Annotated in this window: 27 protein-coding genes and 1 riboswitch; of the genes, 6 read left to right on the top strand and 21 right to left on the bottom strand. The window is 61.5% G+C overall.

Annotated features, from left to right (window positions below):
- Positions 1-35: 35 nt before the first annotated feature.
- Positions 36-941, top strand: coding sequence for a LysR family transcriptional regulator (locus tag OOZ53_RS08460; protein ID WP_271088999.1), 906 nt, complete (start codon positions 36-38; stop codon positions 939-941).
- A gap of 276 nt (positions 942-1,217) precedes the next feature.
- On the opposite strand, the gene OOZ53_RS08455 is transcribed toward OOZ53_RS08460, so the two are convergent.
- The 8 genes from OOZ53_RS08455 to OOZ53_RS08420 form a co-directional block, all read right to left on the bottom strand.
- On the bottom strand, positions 1,218-2,042 hold the full coding sequence (locus OOZ53_RS08455) for a lytic murein transglycosylase (RefSeq protein WP_271089192.1): 825 nt from the start codon (positions 2,040-2,042) through the stop codon (positions 1,218-1,220).
- 182 nt (positions 2,043-2,224) lie between these two features.
- Positions 2,225-2,578, bottom strand: coding sequence for a hypothetical protein (locus tag OOZ53_RS08450; protein WP_271088998.1), 354 nt, complete (start codon positions 2,576-2,578; stop codon positions 2,225-2,227).
- Between the two features lie 183 nt (positions 2,579-2,761).
- Positions 2,762-3,796 carry an aspartate-semialdehyde dehydrogenase gene (locus OOZ53_RS08445; protein WP_271088997.1) on the bottom strand — a complete coding sequence of 345 codons (1,035 nt, stop codon included), beginning with the start codon at positions 3,794-3,796 and terminating at the stop codon, positions 2,762-2,764.
- 311 nt (positions 3,797-4,107) lie between these two features.
- A complete protein-coding gene (locus tag OOZ53_RS08440) occupies positions 4,108-4,941 on the bottom strand; it encodes a phosphatase PAP2 family protein (RefSeq protein WP_271088996.1) in 834 nt (277 codons plus the stop codon).
- Between the two features lie 9 nt (positions 4,942-4,950).
- Positions 4,951-6,063: a 3-isopropylmalate dehydrogenase gene (leuB, locus tag OOZ53_RS08435; protein ID WP_271088995.1), complete on the bottom strand. Its 1,113-nt coding sequence runs from the start codon at positions 6,061-6,063 to the stop codon at positions 4,951-4,953.
- Positions 6,064-6,114: 51 nt separating this feature from the next.
- The gene (locus OOZ53_RS08430) at positions 6,115-6,495 is read right to left on the bottom strand and encodes a RidA family protein (protein ID WP_271088994.1); all 381 of its coding nucleotides are present in this window, start codon (positions 6,493-6,495) and stop codon (positions 6,115-6,117) included.
- A 39-nt stretch (positions 6,496-6,534) separates the two neighbouring features.
- On the bottom strand, positions 6,535-7,140 hold the full coding sequence (leuD, locus tag OOZ53_RS08425; RefSeq protein ID WP_271088993.1) for a 3-isopropylmalate dehydratase small subunit: 606 nt from the start codon (positions 7,138-7,140) through the stop codon (positions 6,535-6,537).
- A 139-nt stretch (positions 7,141-7,279) separates the two neighbouring features.
- Complete coding sequence (locus OOZ53_RS08420; protein ID WP_271088992.1) at positions 7,280-7,510, bottom strand: hypothetical protein; 231 nt, start codon at positions 7,508-7,510, stop codon at positions 7,280-7,282.
- 199 nt (positions 7,511-7,709) lie between these two features.
- Between OOZ53_RS08420 and OOZ53_RS08415 the strand changes: the two genes are divergently transcribed.
- Complete coding sequence (locus tag OOZ53_RS08415) at positions 7,710-8,615, top strand: HpcH/HpaI aldolase/citrate lyase family protein (RefSeq protein WP_271088991.1); 906 nt, start codon at positions 7,710-7,712, stop codon at positions 8,613-8,615.
- A 15-nt stretch (positions 8,616-8,630) separates the two neighbouring features.
- Positions 8,631-8,837: a DUF1737 domain-containing protein gene (locus OOZ53_RS08410; RefSeq protein ID WP_271088990.1), complete on the top strand. Its 207-nt coding sequence runs from the start codon at positions 8,631-8,633 to the stop codon at positions 8,835-8,837.
- A gap of 2 nt (positions 8,838-8,839) precedes the next feature.
- Here OOZ53_RS08410 and OOZ53_RS08405 read toward each other — a convergent pair whose 3' ends face one another.
- The 9 genes from OOZ53_RS08405 to OOZ53_RS08365 form a co-directional block, all read right to left on the bottom strand.
- Complete coding sequence (locus OOZ53_RS08405; RefSeq protein WP_271088989.1) at positions 8,840-9,163, bottom strand: hypothetical protein; 324 nt, start codon at positions 9,161-9,163, stop codon at positions 8,840-8,842.
- A gap of 166 nt (positions 9,164-9,329) precedes the next feature.
- Positions 9,330-9,525: riboswitch (cobalamin riboswitch) on the bottom strand.
- A 72-nt stretch (positions 9,526-9,597) separates the two neighbouring features.
- Entirely contained in the window at positions 9,598-10,518 is a 921-nt protein-coding gene (locus OOZ53_RS08400; protein ID WP_271088988.1) for a GumC domain-containing protein, read from the bottom strand.
- Complete coding sequence (locus OOZ53_RS08395; RefSeq protein WP_271088987.1) at positions 10,518-11,261, bottom strand: sulfite exporter TauE/SafE family protein; 744 nt, start codon at positions 11,259-11,261, stop codon at positions 10,518-10,520. Before OOZ53_RS08395 ends, OOZ53_RS08400 begins: the two co-directional genes overlap by 1 nt.
- Positions 11,262-11,340: 79 nt before the next feature.
- On the bottom strand, positions 11,341-11,829 hold the full coding sequence (locus OOZ53_RS08390; protein ID WP_271088985.1) for a RidA family protein: 489 nt from the start codon (positions 11,827-11,829) through the stop codon (positions 11,341-11,343).
- A gap of 70 nt (positions 11,830-11,899) precedes the next feature.
- Complete coding sequence (locus tag OOZ53_RS08385) at positions 11,900-12,610, bottom strand: helix-turn-helix transcriptional regulator (protein WP_271088984.1); 711 nt, start codon at positions 12,608-12,610, stop codon at positions 11,900-11,902.
- A gap of 115 nt (positions 12,611-12,725) precedes the next feature.
- Entirely contained in the window at positions 12,726-13,100 is a 375-nt protein-coding gene (locus OOZ53_RS08380) for a VOC family protein (protein ID WP_271088983.1), read from the bottom strand.
- 73 nt (positions 13,101-13,173) lie between these two features.
- Positions 13,174-13,953 carry an SDR family NAD(P)-dependent oxidoreductase gene (locus OOZ53_RS08375; RefSeq protein ID WP_271088981.1) on the bottom strand — a complete coding sequence of 260 codons (780 nt, stop codon included), beginning with the start codon at positions 13,951-13,953 and terminating at the stop codon, positions 13,174-13,176.
- Positions 13,954-14,108: 155 nt separating this feature from the next.
- Positions 14,109-16,019, bottom strand: coding sequence for a propionyl-CoA synthetase (locus OOZ53_RS08370; RefSeq protein WP_271088980.1), 1,911 nt, complete (start codon positions 16,017-16,019; stop codon positions 14,109-14,111).
- Between the two features lie 235 nt (positions 16,020-16,254).
- On the bottom strand, positions 16,255-16,929 hold the full coding sequence (locus tag OOZ53_RS08365) for a YggS family pyridoxal phosphate-dependent enzyme (protein WP_271088979.1): 675 nt from the start codon (positions 16,927-16,929) through the stop codon (positions 16,255-16,257).
- Positions 16,930-17,122: 193 nt separating this feature from the next.
- Between OOZ53_RS08365 and leuS the strand changes: the two genes are divergently transcribed.
- Genes leuS through holA form a run of 3 tightly spaced genes read left to right on the top strand, consistent with a single transcriptional unit; the run spans position 17,123 to position 21,318 of the window.
- On the top strand, positions 17,123-19,741 hold the full coding sequence (leuS, locus tag OOZ53_RS08360; protein ID WP_271088978.1) for a leucine--tRNA ligase: 2,619 nt from the start codon (positions 17,123-17,125) through the stop codon (positions 19,739-19,741).
- 13 nt (positions 19,742-19,754) lie between these two features.
- Complete coding sequence (gene lptE, locus OOZ53_RS08355; protein ID WP_271088977.1) at positions 19,755-20,252, top strand: LPS assembly lipoprotein LptE; 498 nt, start codon at positions 19,755-19,757, stop codon at positions 20,250-20,252.
- A 22-nt stretch (positions 20,253-20,274) separates the two neighbouring features.
- Positions 20,275-21,318: a DNA polymerase III subunit delta gene (holA, locus tag OOZ53_RS08350; RefSeq protein ID WP_271088976.1), complete on the top strand. Its 1,044-nt coding sequence runs from the start codon at positions 20,275-20,277 to the stop codon at positions 21,316-21,318.
- Between the two features lie 37 nt (positions 21,319-21,355).
- Here holA and OOZ53_RS08345 read toward each other — a convergent pair whose 3' ends face one another.
- Genes OOZ53_RS08345 through mnmG form a run of 4 tightly spaced genes read right to left on the bottom strand, consistent with a single transcriptional unit; the run spans position 21,356 to position 25,691 of the window.
- Entirely contained in the window at positions 21,356-22,237 is an 882-nt protein-coding gene (locus OOZ53_RS08345) for a ParB/RepB/Spo0J family partition protein (protein ID WP_271088975.1), read from the bottom strand.
- Between the two features lie 38 nt (positions 22,238-22,275).
- Positions 22,276-23,070 carry a ParA family protein gene (locus tag OOZ53_RS08340; RefSeq protein ID WP_271088974.1) on the bottom strand — a complete coding sequence of 265 codons (795 nt, stop codon included), beginning with the start codon at positions 23,068-23,070 and terminating at the stop codon, positions 22,276-22,278.
- A gap of 54 nt (positions 23,071-23,124) precedes the next feature.
- Positions 23,125-23,745 carry a 16S rRNA (guanine(527)-N(7))-methyltransferase RsmG gene (gene rsmG / locus OOZ53_RS08335; protein WP_271088973.1) on the bottom strand — a complete coding sequence of 207 codons (621 nt, stop codon included), beginning with the start codon at positions 23,743-23,745 and terminating at the stop codon, positions 23,125-23,127.
- Positions 23,746-23,795: 50 nt separating this feature from the next.
- Entirely contained in the window at positions 23,796-25,691 is a 1,896-nt protein-coding gene (gene mnmG, locus OOZ53_RS08330; protein ID WP_425499119.1) for a tRNA uridine-5-carboxymethylaminomethyl(34) synthesis enzyme MnmG, read from the bottom strand.
- Between the last annotated feature and the right edge of the window lie 41 nt (positions 25,692-25,732).

The raw sequence follows: 25,732 nt of genomic DNA, 5'->3' as shown, positions 1-25,732 counted from the left end.
CAGTCGAAAACGCCTAATATCGAAAGATGCTTTTCATGGATGAAAGGTGGAAATGGGAAGATCTCAGGCTGTTTATCGCGGTCGCCAGGGGCGGCGGATTGTCTGCCGCGGCCCACGCGACGCAAGTCAGCCCGCCGACTTTGGGTCGCCGCGTGCTGGCTCTCGAGCGGGCGCTCGGCATGGAGCTTTTCCACCGCAGCAAGGACGGCTACGCGCTCACCACCGCAGGTTTCGAACTGCTCGAATATGCCGAGGGGCTCGAAGCCGAGGCGACGAGAATCGACCGCTGGCGCGACAAGACCCAGCGCACCCACAAGGTTCGCATCGCCGTCGGATTCTGGACCGGACTGTTCCTCGCCCACAAGGTCGCGGAACTGCGCCCGCAGGATGAGCATGTCGACCTCGCGCTGATCACCGGCGTCGAGGATCTCGACCTGCAAAGACGGCAGGCCAGTTTCGGACTGCGCAACCGCCGGCCGGAAAATATCGGCCTCGCCGGTCAGCGCCTGACACGGGTCGCGTTCGCCATCTATGGCGACACCGACTATGTGACGGACAATCCCTCGGCCCGGGCCCGGCGACGCTATTGGGACTGCGACTGGATCACCATGGTGCACGCCGGCGCCAAGCCGCCATCGTCGGCCTGGCTCGAACGCCATCTGGAACGGGATGCGGTTCTGGCGTGCAACTCGCCGGCGGCACTGATGGCGGCGCTGACGACGGGGACCGGCCTTGCCATCCTCCCCTGCTTCATCGGCGACGCTTCCCCCCGGCTGGTTCGCTGCGACGGTCCGATACCGGAACTCGCACACGACCAGTGGCTGGTCTGCCATGACGACGATCGCCATGAGCCGCATATTGCGAAGGTGATCGAAAACACCGCGCAGCTGATCCGGCGTCACCGGCGTCTCTTCGAAGGGCAGGCCGTGGCAGGATCATAGTCCTCTTCGTCACGCGACCGTGCTCCAGCTTGCGATGTCCACATGGAAACGCCGATAACGGCCTGCAACAGCGACGCGGCGCTCAGCCGTAGCCAGCCGTAAAAGACCACGCGCGATTGCCGGAAAGTCCAAGGGCGGCAAATTCAAACCGTCAAGGCCCCAGGCACGGATATCGGCCCGGCGGGCAGACAACGTTGTGGCCGCACACCGCAGGGGTGCGCAGCCGGTTAAAACCTCTTTAGGGGCGTCGATCCGCCCCAGACAGACGCTTGATACCTAGCTATCGATCTGCAGAGCGATGATGGCGATTGCCTTTTGATAGACGCCTGCCGCGTTCCAGGCCTGTATGGCGCGGAAATTCGTCTGGCCCGGCTGATAGCCGCGGCCACGCTTCCAGCCCTTGGCGCGCAGGTAGTTTGCGGTCGAGGCAAGCGCGTCCGTGCGCGAGCCGACCAGGTCACGGCGTCCGTTTCCATCGCCATCGACCGCGTAGCGCAGATAGCTCGAAGGCAGAAACTGCGTATGACCCAGTTCGCCATGGCCTGCGCCGCGCATCTGTTTGCGCGAAAGCTGGCCCTGCTGGATGATGGTCATCGCCGCATAAAGCTCGTTGGTGAAGAATTTCGAGCGCCGGCAGTCATAGGCGAGCGTCGCCAGCGCCGAAATCGTGTCCTCGCTGCCCATATAGCCGCCAAAACCGGTTTCCATGCCCCAGATGGCCAGTATGACGCCTGGAGGCACGCCATAGCGCTTCTCGAGCGAATTGAACAACTGCTTGTGCCGCTGCTTCAGCTGTTTTCCCCGACTGACAATGGCGTTGGCGCCGCGTTTTTGCATGAACTGGTTCAGCGAAAGCTTGAAACTGCGCTGATTTCGGTCGAGACGGATGGTTTTGGTGGCGTAACGCACATTTCCGAGCGTCGCATTGATCGTGCGCTGGTTGAAACCCTTGCGGGCCGCCTCTTTCTTCGTCGCTTCGACCCATTGCGGGAAGCCGGCGGACGTGTTGCCGCATTTGGCCGCCCACGCGGAGGGCATGGCAACCGCCAGGGCCAACAAGGCCAGAAAGACGCCAAATACGGCATTCAGGAAGCGCTGTATCACCAATCGGTCCCCCGTTTCTAATTGATGGCCAGTACCAAACGAACCGTTATTGTATCAAAGCCGGTTATTCAAAGAATAGAACATCTCTGCTTGGGTTTGAACTTGTATTTTGCAGCCGGCAGCCAGTTTTTCCTGTCATTGTGCATTTGAGGTCCGGTATGCAATCCGATCGACGCGAATCAAGCCGTTTCGGACTCGAAACCAATGACGCTCCGTTCTCCACGCACCCAGCGCAACGTGTCATGGGCATCAAACAGCAGCGAGATCCCGTTAATGACCACTACACCAGCCACAACCGTTGATTCCATAGGTGTCATTTCGGTCATGAAATAAAGTGTGATCAATATGATTTCGAGTGGCGCCCAGAAGATCAGATGCGGAATCGCAAGAAGTCTCGAAAACCCGCCCTGGACAAGAACGATGACCGTATTGACCGCAAGCGCACCGCCGCCAAGCGCGGCGATCCAGCGCCCGCTCACCGTATCGAGCAGTAAAAACCCCGATAGATTGGCCGGAATCAGGAATACGAACATCCAGATGAGCACCCATATCGGTATCGACCGGAGCGAGTGGAATATACGAAGAGACAGGGAAATCATGAGTCGATCACCGGCGACCGGCCGCGGATCCGCAAGCCGGCAAACATGGTCAATGAAGGGAAACAGGCCGGATACCCGGCCCGCTTTGCATCGTGTTGCAAATCTATGCCGCGTGGATCAGGCGGCGTGGCTTTTCGCCTGGATCAAACCCCGGGCGATCAGCAGTTCGGCGATCTGGATGGCGTTGAGCGCGGCGCCCTTCCTCAGATTGTCCGAAACAACCCAGATATTCAGCCCGTTCTCGACCGTCGCGTCTTCGCGGATGCGCGAAATATAGGTCGCATCCTCGCCGGCGCATTCATGCGGTGTCACGTAACCGCCATCCTCGGTCTTGTCGACAACCAGGCAACCGGGCGCCTCGCGCAGGATGTCGCGGGCGCGCTCGGCCGTCATTTCCCGCTCGAACTCGATATTGACCGCTTCCGAATGGCCGATGAAGACCGGCACCCGCACAGCCGTGCAGGTGACCTTGATCTTGGGATCGATCATCTTCTTTGTTTCGGCCAGCACCTTCCATTCTTCCTTGGTATAGCCGTCCTCCATGAAGACGTCGCAATGCGGAATGACGTTGAAGGCAATGCGCTTGGTGTAGACATTCTTCTCCACCGGATCGTTGACGAACACGGCGCGCGTCTGGTTGAACAGCTCGTCCATGCCGTCCTTGCCGCTGCCGGAGACCGACTGGTAGGTCGAAACCACGATCCGCTTGATGCCGGCCGCATCATGCAGCGGCTTCAGCGCGACGACGAGCTGCGCGGTCGAGCAGTTCGGATTGGCGATGATATTCTTCTTGGAAAAATCGGTGATGGCGTCGGCATTCACTTCCGGCACGATCAGCGGAACATCCGCATGATAGCGCCAGGCCGAGGAATTATCGATGACGACGCAGCCCTGCTCGCCGATCTTCGGCGACCATTTCTCGGAGACCGATCCGCCCGCCGACATCAGGCAGATATCGGTGGTCGAAAAATCATGGTTCTCCAGATTCTTGACCGTCAGCGTCCGGTCGCCATAGGACACTTCCTTGCCCACGGACCGGCTGGATGCCAGCGCAATGACCTCATCGGCGGGAAAATCCCGTTCCGACAGGATCTCCAGCATTTCCCGGCCCACATTTCCGGTGGCGCCGGCGATCGCAACACGAAATCCCATAATGATTGTTCTCCTGTCTCTCTTCCTGTCTGCAACCCGCCGGCCAGTGCGGGTCCTTTCCCCGGCTGGACCGGGAAGAGCGCGGACAAGCCAGAGACGTCAGACCGTTTTGGTCGTCTTCTTGGCCGTGAATTTGGTAAAACGGACGCGTGCGCAAAAGCCGCCGGCAGGCGCTGCCGCGGCAAGAATGAAGCACTGATTTGTTTGTGCGTACTGCATGGTTTTTTCCGTTTCGCCGGGCGTTTTACATTGCCTGCGCGCCAAGTCAATCATCCGCGGCAAGAATCGTCGCGATTTCCGCCCCGGACCGGTTAGCGTCTCATAAGGAATCCCTGCAGTTCGTAACCCTTGCGCCGCACCGGCAGACCGTTGTCGCCGATCTTGAAGATGAAGCCGTAGCCGGCGAAGAACAACGCCGTGAAATAGGCATACCATGCGCCGAATGCGAGCCCGGCCACCACGTCGCTCGGATAGTGTGCGCCGACGAGAACGCGCGTGAAGCCAAGCCAGATCGCCAGCACCAGCGCTGGAAACCGCAGGGCCGGAAAGAAGATGGCGATGGCCGCGAAAAAAGCGCCCGATGTTGTCGAATGGCCGGAAGGGAAGCTGGCGAAGCTGGCATTGGAGAAGGGCTGGAAATAGAACGCGCCGAGTTCCTCGAAATGAACCGGACGCGCCCGGCCGATCAGCCGTTTGGCAATGGCGACGATAAGGCCGGACATGCCCACGGCAATAAAGACATAGGCGCTGGCGGCCACCCATTTGGCCATGGTCAGCCGCGTTCGCGCGCCGAAGCGGCGCCAGTCGAGGAAAAACCCGGCCAGCACAAGGACGCCGGTCGGCACCAGGATCCAGCCGGACTTGCCGATATCGGTCAGCCGGTAGGCCCATTTGAGCACATCGGACGGCCACTGGTTGCGGTAGGCGCCGACCGGATTGTCGAGCACCACGGCAACGAGAAAGACCACCATGATGGTCAGGAAGAAATAGCGGTAGCCATGCACGGGCATGGGACCCGCATGGCTGGCCCGCCGGCTTTTCAGAAACGCCCGGCTTGCCGCGATGTTGGACCTGAACCGGCCGGCCATCTGACGCCCGGTGCGCCGGATGAGCTCGGTTCTGCCGACGGGTTCCTCAGCGTCCATCTTCAGCGATCAGGCGGTCAGCGCCTTGAATTGGTCAAGCACGGCATCGCCCATCTCCGACGTGCTGACGGTCGGCAAATGCGGTGCGGCGATATCGGCTGTGCGCTTGCCGCTGTCCAGGACATTGGCGATCGCTTTTTCCAGAAGATCCGCCTCTTCGACCATGTTGAAGGAATAGCGCAGGCACATGGCAAAGGATGCGATCTTGGCGATCGGATTGGCCAGCCCCTTGCCGGCAATATCCGGCGCCGAGCCATGGACCGGCTCGTAAAGCGCCTTGCGAACGCCAGTCTTGCCGTCCGGCGCGCCGAGCGACGCCGACGGCAGCATGCCGAGCGAACCGGTCAGCATTGCGGCGACATCCGACAGCATGTCGCCGAACAGGTTGTCGCAGACAATGACGTCGAACTGTTTCGGCCAGCGCACCAGCTGCATGCCGCCCGCATCGGCAAGCATGTGGTCAAGTTCCACATCCTTGTATTTCGCTTCATGGGTCGCCGTGACGACCTCGTTCCAAAGAACGCCGGATTTCATCACATTGCGTTTTTCCATCGACGTCACCCGATTGCCGCGGGTGCGCGCCAGCTCGAAGGCAACGCCGGCGATGCGCTCGATTTCATAAGTATCGTAGACTTGCGTGTCGATACCGCGCTTCTGGCCGTTTCCAAGATCGATGATCTCCTTCGGATCGCCGAAATAGACGCCACCCGTCAGTTCGCGGACAATGAGGATGTCGAGACCTTCGATCACATCTTTTTTCAGCGATGAGGAGTCGGCAAGCGCCGGATAGCAGATGGCCGGGCGCAGATTGGCGAACAGCTCCATTTCCTTGCGCAGGCGCAGCAATCCGGCTTCCGGCCGCACATCATAGGGCACGCCATCCCATTTCGGACCGCCGACCGCACCGAACAGCACCGCGTCGGCATCATGCGCCAACTTCATGTGCTCTTCCGAAATCGACTTGCCATGCGCATCATGCGCCGCACCGCCGACCAGCCCTTCTTCGATCTCGAATCCGGCGCCGAGATTGTCGTTCATGTAGGCGAGCAGCTTGCGCACCTCCACCATGATCTCCGTGCCGATCCCGTCGCCGGGAAGAAGAAGAAGCTTACGCACTGCCATTTTCTAGGTTCCTTACTGTGATTCTTTATTCAAGCCCCGCACCGGCCGCCTTTATTCGGCGCGCATGGCAGTGGCTTCGATCTCGATACGCATCTCCGGCCGGATGAGACCGGTCACCAGCATCGTGGCCGCAGGCCTGATATCGGCGAAGAATTCCCCGACCACGGGAAACACCCGTCCCGCATCGGCGGCATCGCAGATGAAATACTGCACGCGGACAATGTCGGCGGTCGAAAAGCCGGCTTCCTTCAGCGTGCGCTCAATGGTCGAAAGAGCATTGCGCGTCTGCTCCTCGACACTGTCGGGCATTTCCATCGTCTCATAATCGTAGCCCGTCGTTCCGGCAACGAAACAGAAATTGCCCTGCACGACCGCCCGGGAATACCCGGCCGCCTTTTCCATGGGCGAGCCGGTAGATATCCGTTTGCGCATGTCGCTCTCCGAAAAAGTGTCGTTCCCGGGCGAAGGCCGTCAATGCCAGGGGCGATGCGTGTTGATATGGTCTTCGTGGCGGTCGATATGGTGGTCTTTTTCCATCGTCAGGCCGATTTCATCGAGACCGTTGAGCAGGCAGTGTTTCTTGAACGGGTCGATATCGAACTTGATGACGCCGCCGTCCGGGCCGTGGATCTCCTGGGTGACGAGGTCGACCGTCAGCGTGGCGTTGGCGCCGCGCGACGCGTCGTCCATCAGAAGGTCCAGTTGCTCCTGGGTCACGACAATCGGAAGCAGGCCGTTCTTGAAGCTGTTATTGTAGAAGATGTCGGCAAAGCTCGTGGAAATGATGCAGCGAATGCCGAAATCCATCAACGCCCACGGCGCGTGCTCGCGCGAGGAGCCGCAGCCGAAATTGTCGCCCGCGACAAGGATCTGGGCGCCCTTGTAGGCCGGTTTGTTGAGAACGAACTCCTCATTCTCCGATCCGTCCTCGTGAAAACGCATCTCGGCGAACAGGCCGGTGCCCAGCCCCGTACGCTTGATGGTCTTGAGATAGTCCTTCGGGATGATCATGTCGGTATCGACATTGACGATCGGCAGGGGCGCGGCCACGCCGCTCAATCTGGAAAACTTCTTCATCGCGAGAACCTCTGAACTACAGCGCCGGAGCGGCCGAACCGTCGGGCGAATGCCAAGCGGCCGCCGGCAAAGCGGACTTTGCCAAGCGTTTATCAAAGCTGACGCGGAAAAAGAAGGGGCTGGCGGCGAGAATCGCCGATCACATATCGATAATGGTGCCGTGGCCGTCGTTCCACACGCGCGGTCCGTGGCGCCTGTCGTGGTTCTTGACGCGGTTGCGCTGGCTGATCTTGGCGGCGATGAGACCGACAACACCGGCAACGGCAGCAACGCCGATCACCGCCAGTCCGACGGTTGCCATGACGACGACCATCAGCGCGGCGATGCCGAGACCGACGACCGTAACGATGATTGCGCGAAGATTTTCCATTGTCTCATCCCCCGCTTGACCAATTCGACCGGATAACAGCCGGCCGTAAAACAGCACCCGATGGGGATCGGGCATGCATTTCAGTTGGTCATTGCCCGCGACGATTTCAAGCGGGCAAAGGTTACAAATCGGACATGTAGCAGCCACAACGCACCTTGCGCCCCTTGCGTGACGGCGATACGGGGGGCAAAACAACCCGATGACCCATGCACAAGACAAGACCGCAAAACAAGCACGCCCCGTATGGGCGCGGCGCTCCGTCCTTTACATTCCCGCAAACAATGCCCGGGCGATGGAAAAGGCGGAAGGCCTGTGCTGCGATTCGGTGATCTTCGATCTTGAGGACGCGGTCGGCCCCGATGACAAGGATGAGGCCCGCCGGGCATTGTCGAAATGGTTTGCGGCTGCACGGAACAGGGAAAAAGAATACATCATCCGCATCAACGCCCTCTCGTCCCCTTGGGGACGGGAGGATCTGGAGGCCGCCTGCGCCTGCCGGCCCTCGGCCATCCTGCTGCCGAAGGTCAACGCAGCCGGCGATATCGAGCAAGCCGAAGCCTTGCTCTCACAATGCGATGACTCCGGCGGTGTGCGCCTGTGGGCGATGATGGAAACGCCGCGCGGCATTGCCAACGCGATTTCCATCGCGGATGCAGGCCTCAAAACCGGCTCCAGGCTTGATTGCTTCGTTGTCGGAACCAATGACCTGGCCAAGGAGACCGGTGTCGCGATACCGGAAGGCCGGCGCTTCATGACATCCTGGCTGATGCAGATCGTGCTTGCGGCGAGGGCCGCAGGCCTTGACGCCCTCGACGGTGTCTACAATGATTTTCGCGACACGGAGGGCTTCCGCGCCGAATGCGCCGAGGGCCGGCTGATGGGTTTCGACGGGAAAACGCTGATCCATCCCTTGCAGATCGAACCCGCCAACGCTGCGTTTGGTTTGTCCCCGCAGGCCATCGTCGATGCAAGGGAAATAGCGCAAGCCTTCGCGATGCCGGAAAACAAGGGCAAGGGCGTCATACGAATCAACGGGCGCATGGTCGAAAGGCTGCATCTGGAACAGGCGGAAAAGCTGCTGAAGAAGGCCGCCACGCAACAATAGATTAGGAACCGGACGATGAAACTCTACAGGCTGCTGACCGGCCCCGATGATTCAAGCTTCTGCCACAAGGTCAGCGAGGCACTGTCCGCCGGCTGGGAACTGCACGGCGATCCGGCCTATGGCTACAATGAAGGCACCGGCCAGATGCAGTGCGCACAGGCCATCATCAAACATGTCTCGGGCAAGACCTACAGCCCGGACATGAAGCTGTCCGAGCAATAGCCTCAGGCCTTCCGGCGGCGCCGCGAACGCCGGCGCGGCGGCGGCGTATCGCCATCGGCGGTGATCGCCTGGCGCAGATAGTCGCAAAAACGCTCCACCTCCGGACTGTTCTCGGCGCCCGCATCGGTGTGCCGAAGCGCATAGCGCGCGGCCTGGGCGACGCCGGCCGCGTCAGGAAGGTTGAGCATCCAGTATACAAGCGCCTGTTCCGCTGACAGGGGTTCGTAACGCGGACCCCTGCGGAAGGCCACCACATTGGTTTCATCCGGCTTGCCGATCCGCCGAACGAGCTGCCCGAGATCGCTGTTGTCCTGAATGGGGTGCATCGTCACATCTCCCGCGGCATTCGACCGCTGGAAAAGGCTGCGGAATTCGCCCGTATCGTATCGTGGATTGTCATTTGTCTCTCCTTCAAAGGCAGAGACGGGGCTTGAGAAGGTGCAGTGACCGGACTGAACCGGCTCCGCCGCTCTTCCGGGGCACCCCGCCCGGGTTGCAGTGTCAGCGAAGGCAGGTCTCCTGGCTTGCGGGTCATCGTCGTCTCCCGCCTTCCCGGCCTGCGGCCAGTGGCAATCGGGAGGGACTCGCCGCTTACAGTTGCGGGGGCAGCGCCGGACTTGCACCGGCTTCCCTCTTGGCCTTGCCGGTCAGCGAATCGCGGCAAGGAACCTTCACGCATCCAAAATAGCCGAAACGGTCAAGGAAAGGGAACGCGCATGCGACGCCAAACGTCGCACATTTCGCCGCACCCGTTTTTCGCCTATCGGTAGAAGCGCCGCAGCAACATCGGCGTCAGGAACATCGGCACCTGGTAGCAGCCGATGAACAGCAGCAGCGGCTCCATCACGCCGGCCGGCAGCGCGGCGAGGAACAGGGCAATATTGCGGTTGCCCGCCGAAACGGCCAGCCCCGCGCTTTGCCGGGGCAAGGGACGTTTAAGTATAAGGTAGGTCGCGGCCTGCAGGCCGAAATTCGCGGCAAAGGCCGCGATCAGGTTGATCACCAGGCCCGACGGGTTTTCGGTTATGGCCGGCCGGATCGCCGACATCAACCCGACGACCATGACCGCCAGGGTCAGCGCCGCCATTCCCTCGATCGCACCGAGACCGGCGGGTCCCGGATCTTTCATTGCCGTTCCGCGAATGAGAAATGCAAGGCCCGCTGCAATGCCGATCAGCGCCAGCAGCCGCAATGTGGCGCCGAAAATACCTTCTCCGCCAATCAGATCCGGCAACAGCCAGAACACGGGAATGCTCGTCAGCGGCAACAGGGCCGTTCCGGCGATCAGCAGGCGCAGCGCCGGCGCGCCATCCTTGCCGAGCAGGATCGTCAGGCTCGGGCTGCCCGATATCGGCGATGCGGTCAGCATCAGCGCCAGGCCGAATGCCAGCGGGCTCTGCCAACCGGTGGCGATCAGCACGCCCACGAACATGAGCGGGCACACCACCTGAAGGATGACGACGAAATAGAGCGAGTGGCCGAGGTCCCGCGCCGCGCCAACCGCCTGCCTCGGTCCGACACGCAAGGCCGAAAAGAACAGAAGCAGCGCCACGGCAAACGGCAGTTGCCGTTCCATGAAGGCCGCAAGGCCGGGCAGCGCCACGCCGGCGACAAGCCCCAGCACCAAAAGCCAGCGGCCATGCCGTGCCGCAAACTGGAAGGGTGCAAGGAAAAGCTTCATCACTGCAGCCCCCGCATGACGAGCAGCAGGCCGGCCACGCCGGCAATCGAAAGCAACCACGGCCGGTACCAGCGTGCGAAACGAAGCTGGAAAAACCGGGAAAGCCAGAGGCCCGCCAGCATGGGCGGCACCATGGCGAGCGCCAGGACCAGGTCACGCATCCCCGCCCATCCCGCGGCGTAGAGCCCGATCAGCGAACCGGCGCAGCCGACGGTGAAGAACGCCGCCAGGCTCGCGCGCGAGACCGCCGGCTCACGGCCGTGGTAGATCAGAGCCAGCGGCGGCGCGCCGACGGAGGTGATCGTTCCCATCGTGCCCGAAATCAGCCCCATCGCGGCCAGCGACGCGCGCGTGAAAGGAATCGCCCGGCCGGCGACGGACAGGGCCACCGCCGCGAGCACCATGATGCCGAAAAGCAGACTGAAGCCGGCTTCGCCCGACACGATCAAAAGCAGCAGGAGACCGCACGCCACCCCTGTAAACCGGCCCGCCGATCCGATCGCCACCTCGTTCCAGCGGATGAAACCGCGATCACGATAGGCGCCCCATGCGGCGGTGAACATGCCAAGAAAAAGCGTTGGAGCCGGCACAAGCGCCGGGTCGAGCAGCGCCAGCAACGGGGCGACCATCAGCCCGAAGCCCATGCCGAGACCCGACTGCACGATGGAGCCGAGCATGACAATCATCGCGACGGCGGCAACCATCCACGGTGCGAGATCGAGCGTGAATTCCTGTCCCCCCAAGGCGCGCCTTTCGACTGACTGTGTGACCGGGCGAGGCCCCGCCAATATCGCTGCGAACGCGGCGGCGCAAGCCCGGTGGTCAGTCGATCAGCACCTCGGCCTCGATTTCAACCGCAATACCGTCACCCATGGGCAGCGCCGCCATGCCGACGGCGGACCGCGCATGGCGTCCGGCCTCCGGTCCGAAAAGTTCGTAGATGAGGTCCGAAAATCCGTTGATGACCGCTGGCTGCTGGGTGAACTCCGGTGCGCAATTGACCATGCCGAAGACCCGGCACCATGCCTGGATGCGGTCGAGATCCATCAGTTCGCGCTTCAGGCTTGCCAGCATCGAAAGCGCCGTCTTGCGGGCAAGCTCATACCCTTCTTCGACAGTCACATCCTTGCCGAGCTTGCCGAAAGGCCCGGCGATCGACCCGTCGTCATTTTGCGGGCCATGGCCGGAAACAAAGACGCGGCGCTCGCGTATATTGACCAGCGAAAAGGGAAGGCGCACATCCGGAGGAAGTTTCACCGGTTCGGGCAAAACCAGACCGAGATCCGCGAGTTTCTGTTCGATATGCGCCATGGGTGACCTCCTGCTGATGGTTCGAGGCGATCATAACACCCGCGATGCATCGCGCCAGAGCGTATCCGGTTCAGACGTATCGTTCCGCATCGGCCGGCGGCACGTCGCGCTCCATGCGCCGGTAATAATCGGCGAGCGTACGGCCGCGCTCCGGCCGGAAGCCTTCTCCCGTCTCGCGGATTTCGTCCATGCGGTCGAGCCGGAACGCCCTGAAATCGGTGCGCAGTTCGCACCAGGCGACAAGCGTCCACACCTTGCCCCAGAACCACAGTCCGAGCGGCCGGATTCGCCGGGACGTCGCCGCGCCCTCGGCATCACGATAGGCAATTTCCAGAACATGCCTGCGGTCAGCCGCCCTTTCGAGCAGGTCGAACCGGTGGCGGTCCTCATCCCGCATCATGAATTGCGGCGCGTGGATTTCCGTCTGGTTGATACGGCTGCGCTCGCCATCGGGCAGCACGGCCTCGATCTTGATCAGCGCTTCCTCCGCGGCGCGCGCCACGGCGGCACCGCCCCAGGCACGCGCCAGGCGCGCACCGGTCACGAGGGCGACGATTTCGTCGCGCGAGAACATCAGGGGCGGAAGGTCAAACCCCTCGCGCATGATATAGCCGACACCCGCCTCGCCATCGATGGGCACGCCCGTCGACTGCAGATCGGCGATATCGCGATAGATGGTACGCTCGGAAACCTCGAGCCGTTCGGCCAGCGTAGCGGCGGTCACCAGCCTGCCGCCTCTCAGATACTGGACAATCTGAAACAATCGGTCGGCGCGGCGCATGGTCACAACTCCGTTTGACTGACAAGGCCGGGCGGGCAACCCGGAAATTTGTCAGGAGTGCGCCCCGGGCCGTGACGGCCCGAAACGCATTTCGGCACTTTACAGGGCAGTCCCGTCAGTTGAACAGCCCGATGCTGTTTCCGTCCGGATCGAGGCAATAGACGAAGCGCCCGGAAGGAATGCTGACAATGTCGGACACGACCTTGCCGCCATTCTCGACGACGCGGTCCATGGCCGATTCAAGACGCTCGGGAACGGCAAGATGAATGGTGCTTCCCTTGCCCGCATCTCCGGCGTTTCCGGCATAAAGATGCCCGGCGACACCGGTCTGGGGGTCCTTGTTCGGGAAGATCCCGATGACATTCGGACCCATCTCGGTCTCGACAAGCTCGGTCTGCAGGACGGCATTGTAGAAAGCCATGCCGGCCTTCAGGTCGCTGACCGGGATTTCAAACCAGACAGCGGCATTCTCGGGTGTGAAAGAGGACATTGGTCATCTCCGTAATTTCGTTTACGGGATGCTTATCGCACAGCCCTCCTGACAACCTTCTGTCAGGAACCTGTCAGCTGTCGACGGGAACGGTGTAGTTGAGCGGCAGCCTTCCGCCGTCGGCATAGACGGTCTGACCGGTCATGTAACTGGCGTCGCGCGAGGCAAGGAAAGCCACGATGCCGGCGATTTCAGCCGGATCGCCAATGCGGCCGAGCGGCGTGCGCGACAGGATTTTCCCGCGCGCGTCCCGATCGTTCACCACGGATTTCAGCATGTCGGTCATGATCGATCCGGGTCCGACCGCATTGACGCGAATGCCGTAGGGCGCCAGCGCCAGCGCCATGACCCGCGTGAGCTGCGCCACGCCGCCCTTCGAGACCGTGTAGGGGATCTGATCGTTCAGCGCGACCACCGCATTGATCGAGGAAATATTGATGATACAGCCGGGATCGCCGCCGTTTTCCACCTTTTCCACCATATGCCGCGCCACGGACTGGCCGCACAGGAAGACACCCTTCAGATTGACGCCGAGGACCCGGTCGAAATCCGACTCCTTCAGCTCGAGAAAATCGGCCTTGTGGCTTATCCCGGCATTGTTGACCAGAATGTCGATATCGCCGAAAGCGTCCAGCGCATTGGCGACGAGGTTGCGCACATCCAGGCGCTCCGCGACATTGGCGGCGATAAAGCGGACCTCGCCGAGGTCCGACAATTCATCGCAGGCGGCCTCTCCGGCCTTTTCGTCGATATCGGCGATGAGCACGCGCGCGCCGTCGCTCAGGAACCGCTTGGCAATCGCATACCCGATGCCATGCGCCCCGCCGGTCACGATCGCGTTCTTTCCGTCCATGGCCTTGTCCACCCCGCACTGCTTGACCCGTGGCGCCAGACAGTGAACCGAACGGTTGGTCCGGTCAACGGCGAAAACAGCGCGAGCCGGCCTCCCGTTGCCTGCGGCCGGGCGCATTAACACAAAGTGAAGATAGTCAGGGCAAATCCGGGCCGTCAGGCACGCATGATACCCCGGGTCGACAGGACCTCGCCGATCTCGTCCAGGATGGCCGGATCGTCGATCGTGGCCGGCATCTTCCAGCTTTCGCCATCGGCGATTTTCTGCATGGTGCCGCGCAGGATCTTGCCCGAACGGGTCTTCGGCAGGCGTTGCACGGTCAGCGCCAGCTTGAAGGCGGCAACCGGCCCGATCTGCTCGCGCACCAGCTTCACGACCTCGCGCTCGATCTCCTCCTCGCTGCGGTCGACACCGGAATTGAGTACCAGGAAGCCGGCCGGAATCTGGCCCTTCAGGTCGTCCGCGATGCCGATCACGGCACACTCGGCGACATCCGGATGATAGGCGATGGCCTCCTCCATGGCGCCGGTGGACAACCGGTGTCCGGCGACATTGATGATGTCGTCGGTGCGCGCCATGATGAAGAGATAGCCTTCATCGTCCATATAGCCGGCGTCGGCAGTCTTGTAGTAGCCCGGAAACTCGGCCAGATAGGCGTCCTGGAAGCGCTTTTCGGCATTCCACAGGGTCGGCAGGCAACCCGGTGGCATCGGCAGCTTGACGACGATATTGCCCAGTTCGCCGCGCTCGAGAGGATGTCCCTCGTCATCGAGCACCTGGATATCGTAACCGGGCATGGCGACCGTCGGCGAGCCGAGCTTGACCGGCAATATGCCGAGCCCCACCGGATTGCCGGCAATCGTCCAGCCGGTTTCCGTCTGCCACCAGTGATCGATCACCGGAACGCCGAGCTTTTCGCGCGCCCATTCGATCGTGTCCGGATCGGCGCGCTCGCCGGCAAGGAACAGCGTCCTGAAACCGGAAAGGTCGTAATCGCCGATCAAAGCGCCCTGGGGGTCCTCCTTCTTGATCGCCCTGAAAGCCGTCGGTGCGGTAAACAGCGCGGCCACATTGTGTTCGGAAATGACACGCCAGAACGTGCCGGCATCGGGGGTGCCCACCGGCTTGCCCTCGAAGACGATCGTCGTGTTGCCGTGCAACAGCGGCGCATAGACGATATAGGAGTGGCCGACCACCCAGCCGACATCGGATGCCGCCCAGAACACTTCGCCGGGTTCAATGCCGTATATGGCGTTCATCGACCAGTTGAGCGCCACCATGTGGCCGCCATTGTCGCGCACCACGCCCTTTGGCTGGCCGGTCGTTCCGGACGTATAAAGAATATAGAGCGGATCGGTCGCCGCCACCGGCGTGCAGGGAACATCGCGCGCTTGTGTGCGGGCCGCCTCCATCGCCGCGCCGAGATCCACATCGCGCCCCTCGGTCAGATCCACGGGATGTTGCGAACGCTGGAGGATCAGGCATTTCTCCGGCTTGTGAGCGGCTTCGGAGATCGCCTCGTCGAGCATCGGCTTGTAGGGAACGATACGGTTCGGTTCGATGCCGCAGGATGCGGCAATGATCAGTTTCGGCTTCGCGTCATCGATGCGCGTCGCCAGCTCGTGGCCGGCAAAACCGCCGAACACAACCGAATGAACGGCGCCCAGGCGGGCGCATGCGAGCATCGCCATCGCCGCTTCGGCGATCATCGGCATGTAGATAATGACCCGGTCGCCCTTTTCGACGCCGTTATCCTCGAGAACGGCGGCGAGCGCCTTTACCTCCGCGAGCAGCTCGCCATAGCTGTAGGTCCGTTTCGAGCCGGTGATCGGACTGTCATAGATCAGCGCCGCCTGGTCGGCGCGGCCGCCCTCAACATGCCGGTCGAGGCAGTTGTGGCAGGTATTGGTGGTCGCGCCGGCAAACCAGCGCCCGTAAGACCCCTGATCCGGATCGAACACCTTTTCGCTCGGCTTGAACCAGTCGATGGCTTCGGCCGCCTGGGACCAGTAGCCCTCCGGATCCGATTTCCAGCCTTCATAAACCGCGTGATAGTCGCTGCCCATAATCAATCCTCCCATGACCGGATGGCGGCCGCGACGCTCTCAGCGCCTCCCAGGCAGCGTCCGCCGGTCCCTGGCGCCCGCCCGGCGCCGCAAGCTCCCGCATGTCCGATTAAATACGAAAATCGCCGCCCTGCAACACGGTGCGACCGGATCGGCATGCGCCGTCACTCATACAAATGACGGCACCGCCGGTAAATCCGACGTTAGAGTCATGCGACAATTTGGACAATTGCCCCTATCCGGCGAGTTTGTCCCGTGGTCCGAAGATCGCCGATCCGACCCGCACCGATGTCGCGCCGAAGGCAATCGCGGTCTCGAAATCGGCGGACATGCCCATTGAAAGCCGCGCTACACCGGCTTCGCCCGCCAGTTTTTCCAGCAGCGCAAAATGCGGTCCCGGATTCTCGTCAAAGGGCGGTATGCACATCAGCCCCTCGATGGTCAGCCCGTGCACCGTTCTGCAATCTTCGACGAACCGGGAGACCTCCGTCGGATCGACACCTGCCTTTTGCGGCTCCGACCCGGTATTGACCTGCACATAGAGCCGGGGCTGGCGACCCTGCTTTTTCATCTCGGCAGCAAGGACCCTGGCGATCTTGTCGCGGTCGACCGTCTCGATGACATCGAAAAGGGCGACGGCATCGGCCGCCTTGTTCGACTGCAACGGACCGATAAGGCGCAGCTCCAGATCCGGCGTCTTGTCGCGCAGCGCCGGCCATTTGGCCTGCGCCTCCTGGACCCGGTTTTCGCCGAATATGCGCTGGCCGGCATCGATCACCGGCGCGATGGCCTCGGTGCCGAACGTCTTGGACACGGCAACGACGGTGACCGAGCCTGCCGCACGACCGGCCTCCCGTTCGGCCAGCGCCACATCGTCAAGCACGTCTTTCAGTCGGTCAGTCGCATTCATCTCTTCATCGCCGATAGGTTCCGCCGGTCTGCTTCCATGGCAGCCTCATGGCACTTTTTTCAGGCTGTTACAACGTCCGGAAAACGCCGCGGGGTGCCCTTTTGCCGCGATTTGACGCCGCGACGGTTGACGCTTGCCGGGTTTCGTGTTGAAGCTCCGCGCAAACCACGCATGCAATGACGGACCCCGTTTGATGGCCATTGAACGCTACAATCCGCGCGAGGAAGAACCGCGCTGGCGCAAGATCTGGGACGAGAAGAAACTGTTCGAAACGGACAATGACGATCCCAGGCCGAAATACTACGTGCTGGAGATGTTTCCCTATCCGTCCGGGCGTATTCACATCGGCCATGTCCGCAACTACGCCATGGGCGATGTGATCGCCCGCTACAAGCGCGCATGCGGCTTCAATGTATTGCATCCCATGGGCTGGGACGCGTTCGGCATGCCGGCCGAAAACGCCGCCATGCAGAACAAGGTCCACCCGAGGGACTGGACCTATCAGAACATCGACATGATGCGTTCGCAGCTTCAGTCGATGGGACTGTCGCTGGACTGGTCGCGCGAATTCGCCACATGCGATGTCGAATACTATCACCGCCAGCAGGAACTGTTTCTGGATTTCCTGGAGCACGGGCTCGCCTACCGCAAGCAGTCGAAGGTGAACTGGGATCCTGTCGATCAGACGGTGCTCGCCAACGAGCAGGTCGTCGACGGCCGGGGCTGGCGTTCCGGCGCGCTGGTCGAACAGCGTGAACTGACCCAGTGGTTCTTCAAGATCACCGATTTCAGCCAGGAACTGCTCGAGGCGCTCGACGGCCTCGACCAATGGCCGGACAAGGTGCGCCTGATGCAGAAAAACTGGATCGGGCGCTCCGAGGGTCTGCATCTGGGCTGGCAGATCGAGCCGGATACGGCCCCGTCGGGTGAGACATTGCTGGAGGTCTACACCACGCGTCCGGACACGGTTTTCGGCGCCTCCTTCATGGCGATCGCGCCCGATCACCCGCTCGCGATTTCCGCCGCGCGGAACAATCCCGAACTGGCCGCGTTCTGCGACAAATGCCGGCGCATGGGAACATCCGTTGCCGCGTTGGAAACGGCCGAGAAGGAGGGTTTCGACACAGGCGTCAAGGTGCGTCATCCCTTTGATCCCGAATGGCTTTTGCCGGTCTATGTCGCCAATTTCGTGCTGATGGATTACGGAACCGGCGCCATTTTCGGCTGCCCCTCCGGTGACCAGCGCGACCTGGATTTTGCCAACAAATACGGCCTGCCGGTCACCGCCGTGGTCATGCCGGAAGGCGGCGATGCAGCGACCTTCCAGATCACCGAGGAGGCCTATGTCGACGACGGCATCATGATCAATTCGCGCTTCCTCGACGGCATGACGCCCAAACAGGCCTTCGAAGACGTGGCGCGCCGGCTGGAGGCGGTCGACATTGGCGGACAGCCGCAGGCGCGCCGCGAGGTCAACTATCGCCTGCGCGACTGGGGCGTTTCACGCCAGCGTTTCTGGGGTTGCCCGATACCGGTCGTGCATTGCCAGACCTGCGGTGTCGTGCCGCTGCCGAAATCCGAGCTACCCGTGGAGCTGCCCGACGATGTCGATCTCGAAAAGCCCGGCAATCCGCTTGACCGCCATCCGACCTGGCGCGATGTCACCTGTCCGCAATGCGGCGGCAAGGCGCTGCGCGAAACCGACACGATGGACACTTTCGTCGATTCCTCCTGGTATTTTGCCCGTTTCACCGCACCGCGGAACGATGCGCCGACCGACCCGAAGGCGGCCGATGGCTGGCTGCCGGTCGACCAGTATATCGGCGGCATCGAACACGCGATCCTGCATCTGCTCTATTCGCGCTTCTTCACCAGGGCCATGCGCATTTCCGGCCATCTCGATCTGGACGAACCGTTCAAGGGCCTCTTCACGCAGGGAATGGTGGTCCACGAGACCTATCGCGGATCCGACGGCTGGCTGATGCCGGCCGAGGTACGGGTCGAGGAGACGGACGGAAAGCGCCGCGCCTTTCGTCTCGACACCGGCGATGAGGTCGAAATCGGCTCCATCGAGAAGATGTCGAAATCGAAGAAGAATGTCGTCGACCCGGACGATATCATCGAGACCTGCGGCGCCGACACGGCCCGTTTCTTCATGCTGTCCGATTCGCCGCCGGAACGCGACGTGATCTGGACCGAAGCCGGTGTGGACGGTGCTCATCGCTTTGTACAGCGCGTCTGGCGCCTGCTCGGCGAGGCGGCTCCGGCGCTCCGCGACGTGACGCCCGAGCCCGCGAAGGATGGTTCCGCGGCCGAAATCTCGAAGGCCGCGCACAAGACGTTGAAAGCCGTCGGCGAGGACCTCGACAAGCTTGCCTTCAACAAGGCGATTGCCCGCATGCACGAGCTGGTCAACACCCTGTCCGCGCCGCTGTCAGCGGCCGCGCAGGCAAAGGCCGACGAGGCCACGCTGGCGGCGCTGAAGGATGCGGTGAACATTCTGATCAGCGTCATGGCGCCCATGACGCCGCATTTGAGCGAGGCCTGCAACGAGGTTGTCGGCGGCACCACGCTGGTCGCTGAAACGCCCTGGCCTGTCTTCGACAAGGAACTGGTGACGGATGAATCGATCACCTTGCCTGTGCAAATAAACGGCAAGAAACGAGGTGATTTGACAATTGCCCGCGATGCCGATCAAGGTACGGTTGAAAAGGCGGTCCTGGAACTGGCTGTCGTCCAGGCGGCACTCGGCGGAAACGCGCCGCGCAAGATTATCGTCGTGCCGCAGAGGATCGTAAATGTTGTCGTATGACGGGAAGGGGCCCATGAGACAGATTCTGCTGATCGCGCTGCTTGCACTCGGACTGTCGGCCCTGCAGGGCTGCCAGGTCAGGCCGCTCTATTCCAGTCAGACGGGCACACAGGCCTATCTGGCATCCGTCGGTATCAAACCGGCCGATGACCGGGTTGAGCAGGAGTTGCGCAACCGCTTGATTTTCCTCTATTCCGGCGGACAGGGTGAGCCGGCCAGCCCCGAATACACGCTGGACATGATCTTCAGGGGAACGGCCAGCAGCGCCTTGCGCGAAGAGCTGACCGACGGCATTACCGCGCAGCGTTATTCGGCCACGGTCACCTACACATTGCGCGACAACAAGACTAAGGAAGTGATCGGCAGCGGCAAGCGCACCGTCGTCACATTCTATGACCAGACGACACAGGAATTCGCCAATCGCCGTGCGTTGCGCGATGCAGAAAACAGGGCCGCACACCAATTGGCCGAGATCATCCGCACCGAAACCGCTTCGATCCTGACCCGATAGACAGCTTCAGGCGAGCGCAGACATGGCGCACCGCAAGGCCCACGAAGTCGACAATTTCATCCGGCGTCCCGATCCGCAATTCCGCGCATTGCTGATCTACGGGCCGGATCGCGGGCTCGTTTCCGAACGCGCTACAGCGCTTTCGAAACAGGTCAATGTCGATCTGACGGATGATTTCAACGTCATCAAGCTCGATACGGCCGACATCAAGGACGATCCGGCGCGCCTGCTCGACGAAGTCAACGCCATCGGGCTTTTTGGCGGTGACCGTCTCGTCTGGCTGCGTGGCGCCGGCAACGAAAAACCGGTCGTCGACGCGGTCAAATCCGTATCCGAGGACCCGCCGCAAGACACCATCCTGATCATCGAGGCGGGCGATCTGAAAAAAGGCTCGGCCCTGCGCAAGGCTGCCGAAACCGGCAAAAGCGCCATGGCACTGCCCTGTTACGGTGACGACAACCGCAATATCCATGCCTTGATCGACGAAGAACTGCAGGCCGCAGGTCTCAAGATAACCAGCGATGCCCGCCGGATGCTGGCTGAAAATCTCGGCGGCGACCGGCTGGCAAGCCGCGGTGAACTGCGCAAACTGGCGCTTTACTGCCACGGCGCGGGACAGGTCACGGAAGACGATGTGCTTTCCATCACCGGTGACGCCTCCGCGCTTTCGGTCGACGAGGCTGTCGACAGTGTGCTGAAAGGCGACCTTGCCGGTCTTGACCATGCGCTGACGCGCATCATTGCCTCGAAGATCCAGATTTTCCTGGTTCTCCAGGCATGCCTGCGCCAGTTTCAGTTGATCGATCTGATGCGTGGCCAGGTGGAAACCGGGAAAAAATCCGTTTCACAGGCCGTTTCCGAACAGGGTCGCCGCATTCATTTCCGCCGCAAACCTGCACTGGAAATCGCAGTCAGGCACTGGAACGGGCGGGCCGTCCGCGATGTCCTGTCCCACCTTCATGGCGCAATTCTTGAAGCGCGCAGACAGCCGGCCATTGGTGACAGCATTTCCCGTCAGGCTCTGTTGGCTGTGGCGCTGCGATCCGCACGCTTTGCGAAGAGGTAATTATTAGTCGGTTAAATTAAAAATAAGCCGGCTTATATTAATGGCTGGATTGAAGCAGTCTGCAAAGCTCGTCAAGCTGTTCCAGCGTCCGATACTCCACCTTGACCTGGCCGCCAGTGCTCTTGTGACTGATCGTCACCTTGAGCCCGAGCTTGTCGCTGAGCATCTTTTCAAGTGCCAGCGTGTCCGTGTCCTTCTGCGGAGCCGGTTTCGGGACCGGTCTCTCGGGCGCGTTTTCCTTCTGTGCGAGGCGCTCCGCATCACGGACCGACAGGCCTTTCGTCACGATCTGCTTTGCATGTTTGACGGGATCTGCCGTCGATGCGATGGCGCGTGCATGCCCGGCCGTCAATTCGCCGGATGCCAGCATATCCCGGACCGCTTCGGGCAGTTTAAGCAGCCGCAGGCTGTTGGCGACATGGCTGCGACTCTTTCCGATGATATCGCCCAGATCATTCTGCGTGTAGCCGTGTTCGGCGATGAGCTGATCGTAGCCATGCGCTTCCTCGATCGGGTTCAGATCCGACCGCTGGACATTCTCGACAATCGCGATTTCAAGAGCCGTGCGGTCATCGACATCACGGACAAGGACCGGAATTTCGACCAGACCGGCGCGTTGCGCGGCCCGCCAGCGGCGTTCGCCGGCAATGATCTCGTAGTTCCCCTGCCCCATGGGCCGCACGACGACCGGTTGCACGATTCCGTGCTGATTGATCGATCGTGCCAGATCTTCCAGATCGGACTCGTCAAACTGCCGGCGCGGATTGTTCGGATTGCGACCGACGAATTCGATCGGCACGAACTGGTCCGCCGCGGCCGGCGCTTCCGGGCTCGCCTGAACATCGTAAGGCTGGTCCATTTCGCCGATCAGTGCCGCGAGTCCCCGCCCCAGCCTTTTCTTGGAATTGTCGTCACTCATGCCGCTACCGCTATCTGTTTGATTTTGCAGATATATTCTCAGGCCGCCTTGCGCTCGCGTTCACGCTGGATCACCTCGGAGGCCAGCTTCAGATAGGCCTGGCTGCCGGAACAGCGCAGATCGTACAAGATCGCCGGCTTGCCATAGGATGGCGCCTCCGAGACCCGGACATTGCGCGGGATCAGCGTGCGGTAAACCTTGTCGCCGAGATAGGACCGCACATCATCGACAACCTGCTGCGCAAGATTGTTGCGTGAATCGAACATCGTCATCACGATGCCCTGGATGTCGAGATTGGGATTGAGCGTCGAGCGAACCTGACCGACGGTCTCGAGCAACTGGCTGAGGCCTTCGAGCGCGAAGAATTCGCACTGCAGCGGCACCAGCACCGAATGGGCCGCCGCCATGGCGTTGATGGTCAGAAGGTTGAGCGACGGCGGACAGTCGATCAGGATATAGTCATAAGTGTCCTCGCCGAATGCGGCGATCGCCTTCTTCAGCTTGAAAACCCGGTCCTTCTGGTCCGAGATTTCCATCTCGACGCCGAGCAGGTCCATCGTCGACGGCACGATGGAAAGATGCGGCACGTCCGTTTCCATGGCCGCCTCGGCAATGCCCGCCTCACCGACCATGATATGGTAGGAGGAAAGGACCCGTTCATGCCTTTCGATGCCGAGGCCGGTGCTCGCATTGCCCTGCGGATCGAAATCGATGATCAGCACCCGCTCGCCGATCGCCGCAAGCGCCGTTGCGAGGTTAATCGCCGTCGTTGTCTTGCCGACGCCACCCTTCTGGTTGGCGACGGTGATGATTCTGTTTTCTTTGCCCAACATTCTGTCAGCGCCCCGTATGTTTGCGTCTCACGTGCAAATCCACCAACAAGGTGTTCATCCGCCGATTCTCTTCAGATTATAGATCTGCAGTATGACGGAATCCGCATCAATCATGCTTTCATGTTCTAACAGATCGAACGACCAGCTTCTACGGGCTTCGTCGATCTCGCGCCGATAATCCCGGCCTTTGTGAAAATAGCCGGTTGCGCCGGCAGCCAACCAGGGCTCCGCATAACCCAGCAGCCGCTCAAGGTCCGCCAGCGCTCGTGCGCTGACGGCCTGATATCCCGCCAATTGTTGACTGGCCGCCTCGATCCGCAAGGTATGGACCTGGCCGCGGGCGCCGGTTTCAGCAATCGCCCTCTGCAGGAAAGCCGCCTTCTTCCGGTTGCTCTCGACAAGATCGACGGATCCGATCTCGGTTTCCATCATCAGGATCGCCATGACAATACCGGGGAAACCACCACCACTGCCCAGATCAAGCCATTTCCGGGGACGGGGATCAAGCGCGTAAAGCTGGGCGCTGTCGAGGACATGTCGTTCCCACAGCTGGTCCAGCGTCGATGGCGCGACCAGATTGATTGCCCGGGACCACTTTGTGAAGAGCGCGACAAAACGATCCAGCCGATCCAGTGTTTCACGTGAAACATGAATCAGGTCCGTCAGACGTTCCATTTCTCTTGCCGGCAAAACGGTCTCCGGGTCGGTCAGATGGGGGATTGTGTTCAGGACACCCGTGCCATATCAGCGCGCGGTCCGTCTTCAGCTTTCCTGAGCTGTGCAAGGATCAGGGTGATCGCCGCCGGCGTCATGCCCTCGATCTTGGCGGCATGGGCGATGGTGCGCGGCCGCGCCGCCTGCAATTTGAGGCGCAATTCGTTGGAAAGGCCGGCCAGCGATCCATAGTCAAACGTTTCGGGTATGAATCGTTCTTCTTCCTTCTGCTGGGCGGCGATGTCGCGCAACTGCCGCTCAAGATAGACGGCATAGGCGGCTTCGGTCTCGACCGGCTCGCTGACCTTGCGATCAGCGGAGGCCAGCTCCGGCCAGATTGCCGACAGGCGCGCGATGTCATTGTCCGGATAGGCAAGCAGGGCATAGGCTGAACGCCGCTGTCCATCCTGATTGACCTTCAGGCCGTGCGCACGCGCTTGTGCCGGCGTGACCTGCAATTGCTGCAGCTGTGTCCTGAATCGCTCGACCTCTTGATGCCAGTCCTCGAACGTTCGCTGCCGGTCCGGGCCGACCAGTCCGCGCCGGATCCCCTCGGGCGTCAGGCGCAGATCCGCATTGTCCGCCCGCAGCGTCAGGCGGTATTCGGCCCGCGAAGTGAACATGCGGTAGGGCTCCGTAACACCCCGGCTTGTCAGATCGTCAATCATGACGCCGATATAGGAGTCCGTCCGGCTGAAAATCCAGGGATCGCCGCCGCCGGCCGCCAGCGCCGCATTCGCACCGGCCACCAGACCCTGCGCACCGGCCTCTTCATAGCCGGTCGTGCCGTTGATCTGTCCGGCGAGATAAAGCCCTTCAATCCGCTTCGTCTCCAGGCTTGGATGCAGCTCCCGGGGATCGATGTGATCATATTCGATCGCATAGCCGGGCTGCAGGATGGTCACATTCTCCAGCCCCGGAATTGTCCGCACGAACCGTTCCTGGATATCCTCCGGCAGGGATGTCGAAATACCGTTCGGATAAACGGTGTTGTCATCCAGACCCTCGGGCTCGAGAAAAACCTGGTGGTGTTCGCGGTCGGCGAAACGAACGATCTTGTCTTCGATGGACGGACAGTAGCGCGGGCCGGTCCCTTCGATACGCCCCGAATACATCGCCGATTGTCCGATATTGTCTTCAATGATCCGATGCGTCTGCGGCGTGGTGCGCGTAATGCCGCATTCGATTTGCGGCACATCGATGCGGTCCGTCATGAAGGAAAATGGTACCGGATCCGAATCGGCCGCCTGACGGCCGACCGAATCCCAGTCGATCGTCCGCGTATCCAGCCGGGCAGGGGTTCCAGTCTTCAGGCGACCCAGATTGAAACCGGCCTGCATCAGCGTCCGCGACAAGCCGCCCGCCGGTTTCTCGCCCATGCGGCCCGCCGGTATCTGCTTCTTGCCGATATGGATAAGACCGCGCAGGAAGGTCCCGGTGGTCAGGACGGCCGTCGAACATCGGATGACACGGCCATCCGCCAGGATCACGCCGGCGATCTTTCCATTCTCGATGGAAAAGTCGTCGGCCTCGCCCTCGACAATATCGAGACCGTCAATGGACTCGATGGCATCCAGCATCGCGAGACGATAGAGCTTGCGGTCTGCCTGGGTACGCGGGCCCCGCACTGCAGGCCCCTTGCTGCGGTTGAGCAGCCTGAACTGTATGCCCGATTGGTCGGCGACGCGGCCCATCAGCCCGTCCAGCGCATCGATCTCTCGGACAAGGTGGCCCTTGCCGAGGCCACCGATTGCCGGGTTGCAGGACATCACCCCGATCGTGTTGCGGCGATGCGTCACCAAAGCCGTGGACGCACCAAGCCGGGCCGCGGCAGCCGCGGCCTCGCAACCCGCATGTCCGCCGCCGATAACAACGACGTCATAGGTCATATGATCTCTGGCTGGCATGGCCGGCTCCTGTGTCGTCGTTCAGATCGGATTCTGACGAC

Origin of the sequence: Allohoeflea poritis (assembly GCF_027889715.1) — a bacterium.
Taxonomy (GTDB): domain Bacteria; phylum Pseudomonadota; class Alphaproteobacteria; order Rhizobiales; family Rhizobiaceae; genus Hoeflea_A; species Hoeflea_A poritis.
This window is presented reverse-complemented; position numbering and strand designations above follow the sequence as displayed.

Excerpts from the sequence above, each read along its gene's own strand:
- OOZ53_RS08460 (WP_271088999.1), top strand. The coding sequence starts at position 36 with ATGGATGAAAGGTGGAAATGGGAAGATCTCAGGCTGTTTATCGCGGTC.
- OOZ53_RS08400 (WP_271088988.1), bottom strand. The coding sequence starts at position 10,518 with ATGAAGCTTTTCCTTGCACCCTTCCAGTTTGCGGCACGGCATGGCCGC.
- lptE (WP_271088977.1), top strand. The coding sequence starts at position 19,755 with ATGAGACAGATTCTGCTGATCGCGCTGCTTGCACTCGGACTGTCGGCC.
- holA (WP_271088976.1), top strand. The coding sequence starts at position 20,275 with ATGGCGCACCGCAAGGCCCACGAAGTCGACAATTTCATCCGGCGTCCC.
- rsmG (WP_271088973.1), bottom strand. The coding sequence starts at position 23,745 with ATGGAACGTCTGACGGACCTGATTCATGTTTCACGTGAAACACTGGAT.
- OOZ53_RS08440 (WP_271088996.1), bottom strand. The coding sequence starts at position 4,941 with ATGGACGCTGAGGAACCCGTCGGCAGAACCGAGCTCATCCGGCGCACC.
- OOZ53_RS08390 (WP_271088985.1), bottom strand. The coding sequence starts at position 11,829 with ATGGCGCATATCGAACAGAAACTCGCGGATCTCGGTCTGGTTTTGCCC.
- OOZ53_RS08340 (WP_271088974.1), bottom strand. The coding sequence starts at position 23,070 with ATGTTGGGCAAAGAAAACAGAATCATCACCGTCGCCAACCAGAAGGGT.
- OOZ53_RS08370 (WP_271088980.1), bottom strand. The coding sequence starts at position 16,019 with ATGGGCAGCGACTATCACGCGGTTTATGAAGGCTGGAAATCGGATCCG.
- leuD (WP_271088993.1), bottom strand. The coding sequence starts at position 7,140 with ATGAAGAAGTTTTCCAGATTGAGCGGCGTGGCCGCGCCCCTGCCGATC.
- OOZ53_RS08385 (WP_271088984.1), bottom strand. The coding sequence starts at position 12,610 with ATGCGCCGCGCCGACCGATTGTTTCAGATTGTCCAGTATCTGAGAGGC.
- OOZ53_RS08380 (WP_271088983.1), bottom strand. The coding sequence starts at position 13,100 with ATGTCCTCTTTCACACCCGAGAATGCCGCTGTCTGGTTTGAAATCCCG.
- mnmG (WP_425499119.1), bottom strand. The coding sequence starts at position 25,691 with ATGCCAGCCAGAGATCATATGACCTATGACGTCGTTGTTATCGGCGGC.
- leuB (WP_271088995.1), bottom strand. The coding sequence starts at position 6,063 with ATGGCAGTGCGTAAGCTTCTTCTTCTTCCCGGCGACGGGATCGGCACG.
- leuS (WP_271088978.1), top strand. The coding sequence starts at position 17,123 with ATGGCCATTGAACGCTACAATCCGCGCGAGGAAGAACCGCGCTGGCGC.
- OOZ53_RS08410 (WP_271088990.1), top strand. The coding sequence starts at position 8,631 with ATGAAACTCTACAGGCTGCTGACCGGCCCCGATGATTCAAGCTTCTGC.
- OOZ53_RS08365 (WP_271088979.1), bottom strand. The coding sequence starts at position 16,929 with ATGAATGCGACTGACCGACTGAAAGACGTGCTTGACGATGTGGCGCTG.
- OOZ53_RS08345 (WP_271088975.1), bottom strand. The coding sequence starts at position 22,237 with ATGAGTGACGACAATTCCAAGAAAAGGCTGGGGCGGGGACTCGCGGCA.
- OOZ53_RS08415 (WP_271088991.1), top strand. The coding sequence starts at position 7,710 with ATGACCCATGCACAAGACAAGACCGCAAAACAAGCACGCCCCGTATGG.
- OOZ53_RS08375 (WP_271088981.1), bottom strand. The coding sequence starts at position 13,953 with ATGGACGGAAAGAACGCGATCGTGACCGGCGGGGCGCATGGCATCGGG.
- OOZ53_RS08420 (WP_271088992.1), bottom strand. The coding sequence starts at position 7,510 with ATGGAAAATCTTCGCGCAATCATCGTTACGGTCGTCGGTCTCGGCATC.
- OOZ53_RS08450 (WP_271088998.1), bottom strand. The coding sequence starts at position 2,578 with ATGTTCGTATTCCTGATTCCGGCCAATCTATCGGGGTTTTTACTGCTC.
- OOZ53_RS08445 (WP_271088997.1), bottom strand. The coding sequence starts at position 3,796 with ATGGGATTTCGTGTTGCGATCGCCGGCGCCACCGGAAATGTGGGCCGG.
- OOZ53_RS08405 (WP_271088989.1), bottom strand. The coding sequence starts at position 9,163 with ATGCACCCCATTCAGGACAACAGCGATCTCGGGCAGCTCGTTCGGCGG.
- OOZ53_RS08430 (WP_271088994.1), bottom strand. The coding sequence starts at position 6,495 with ATGCGCAAACGGATATCTACCGGCTCGCCCATGGAAAAGGCGGCCGGG.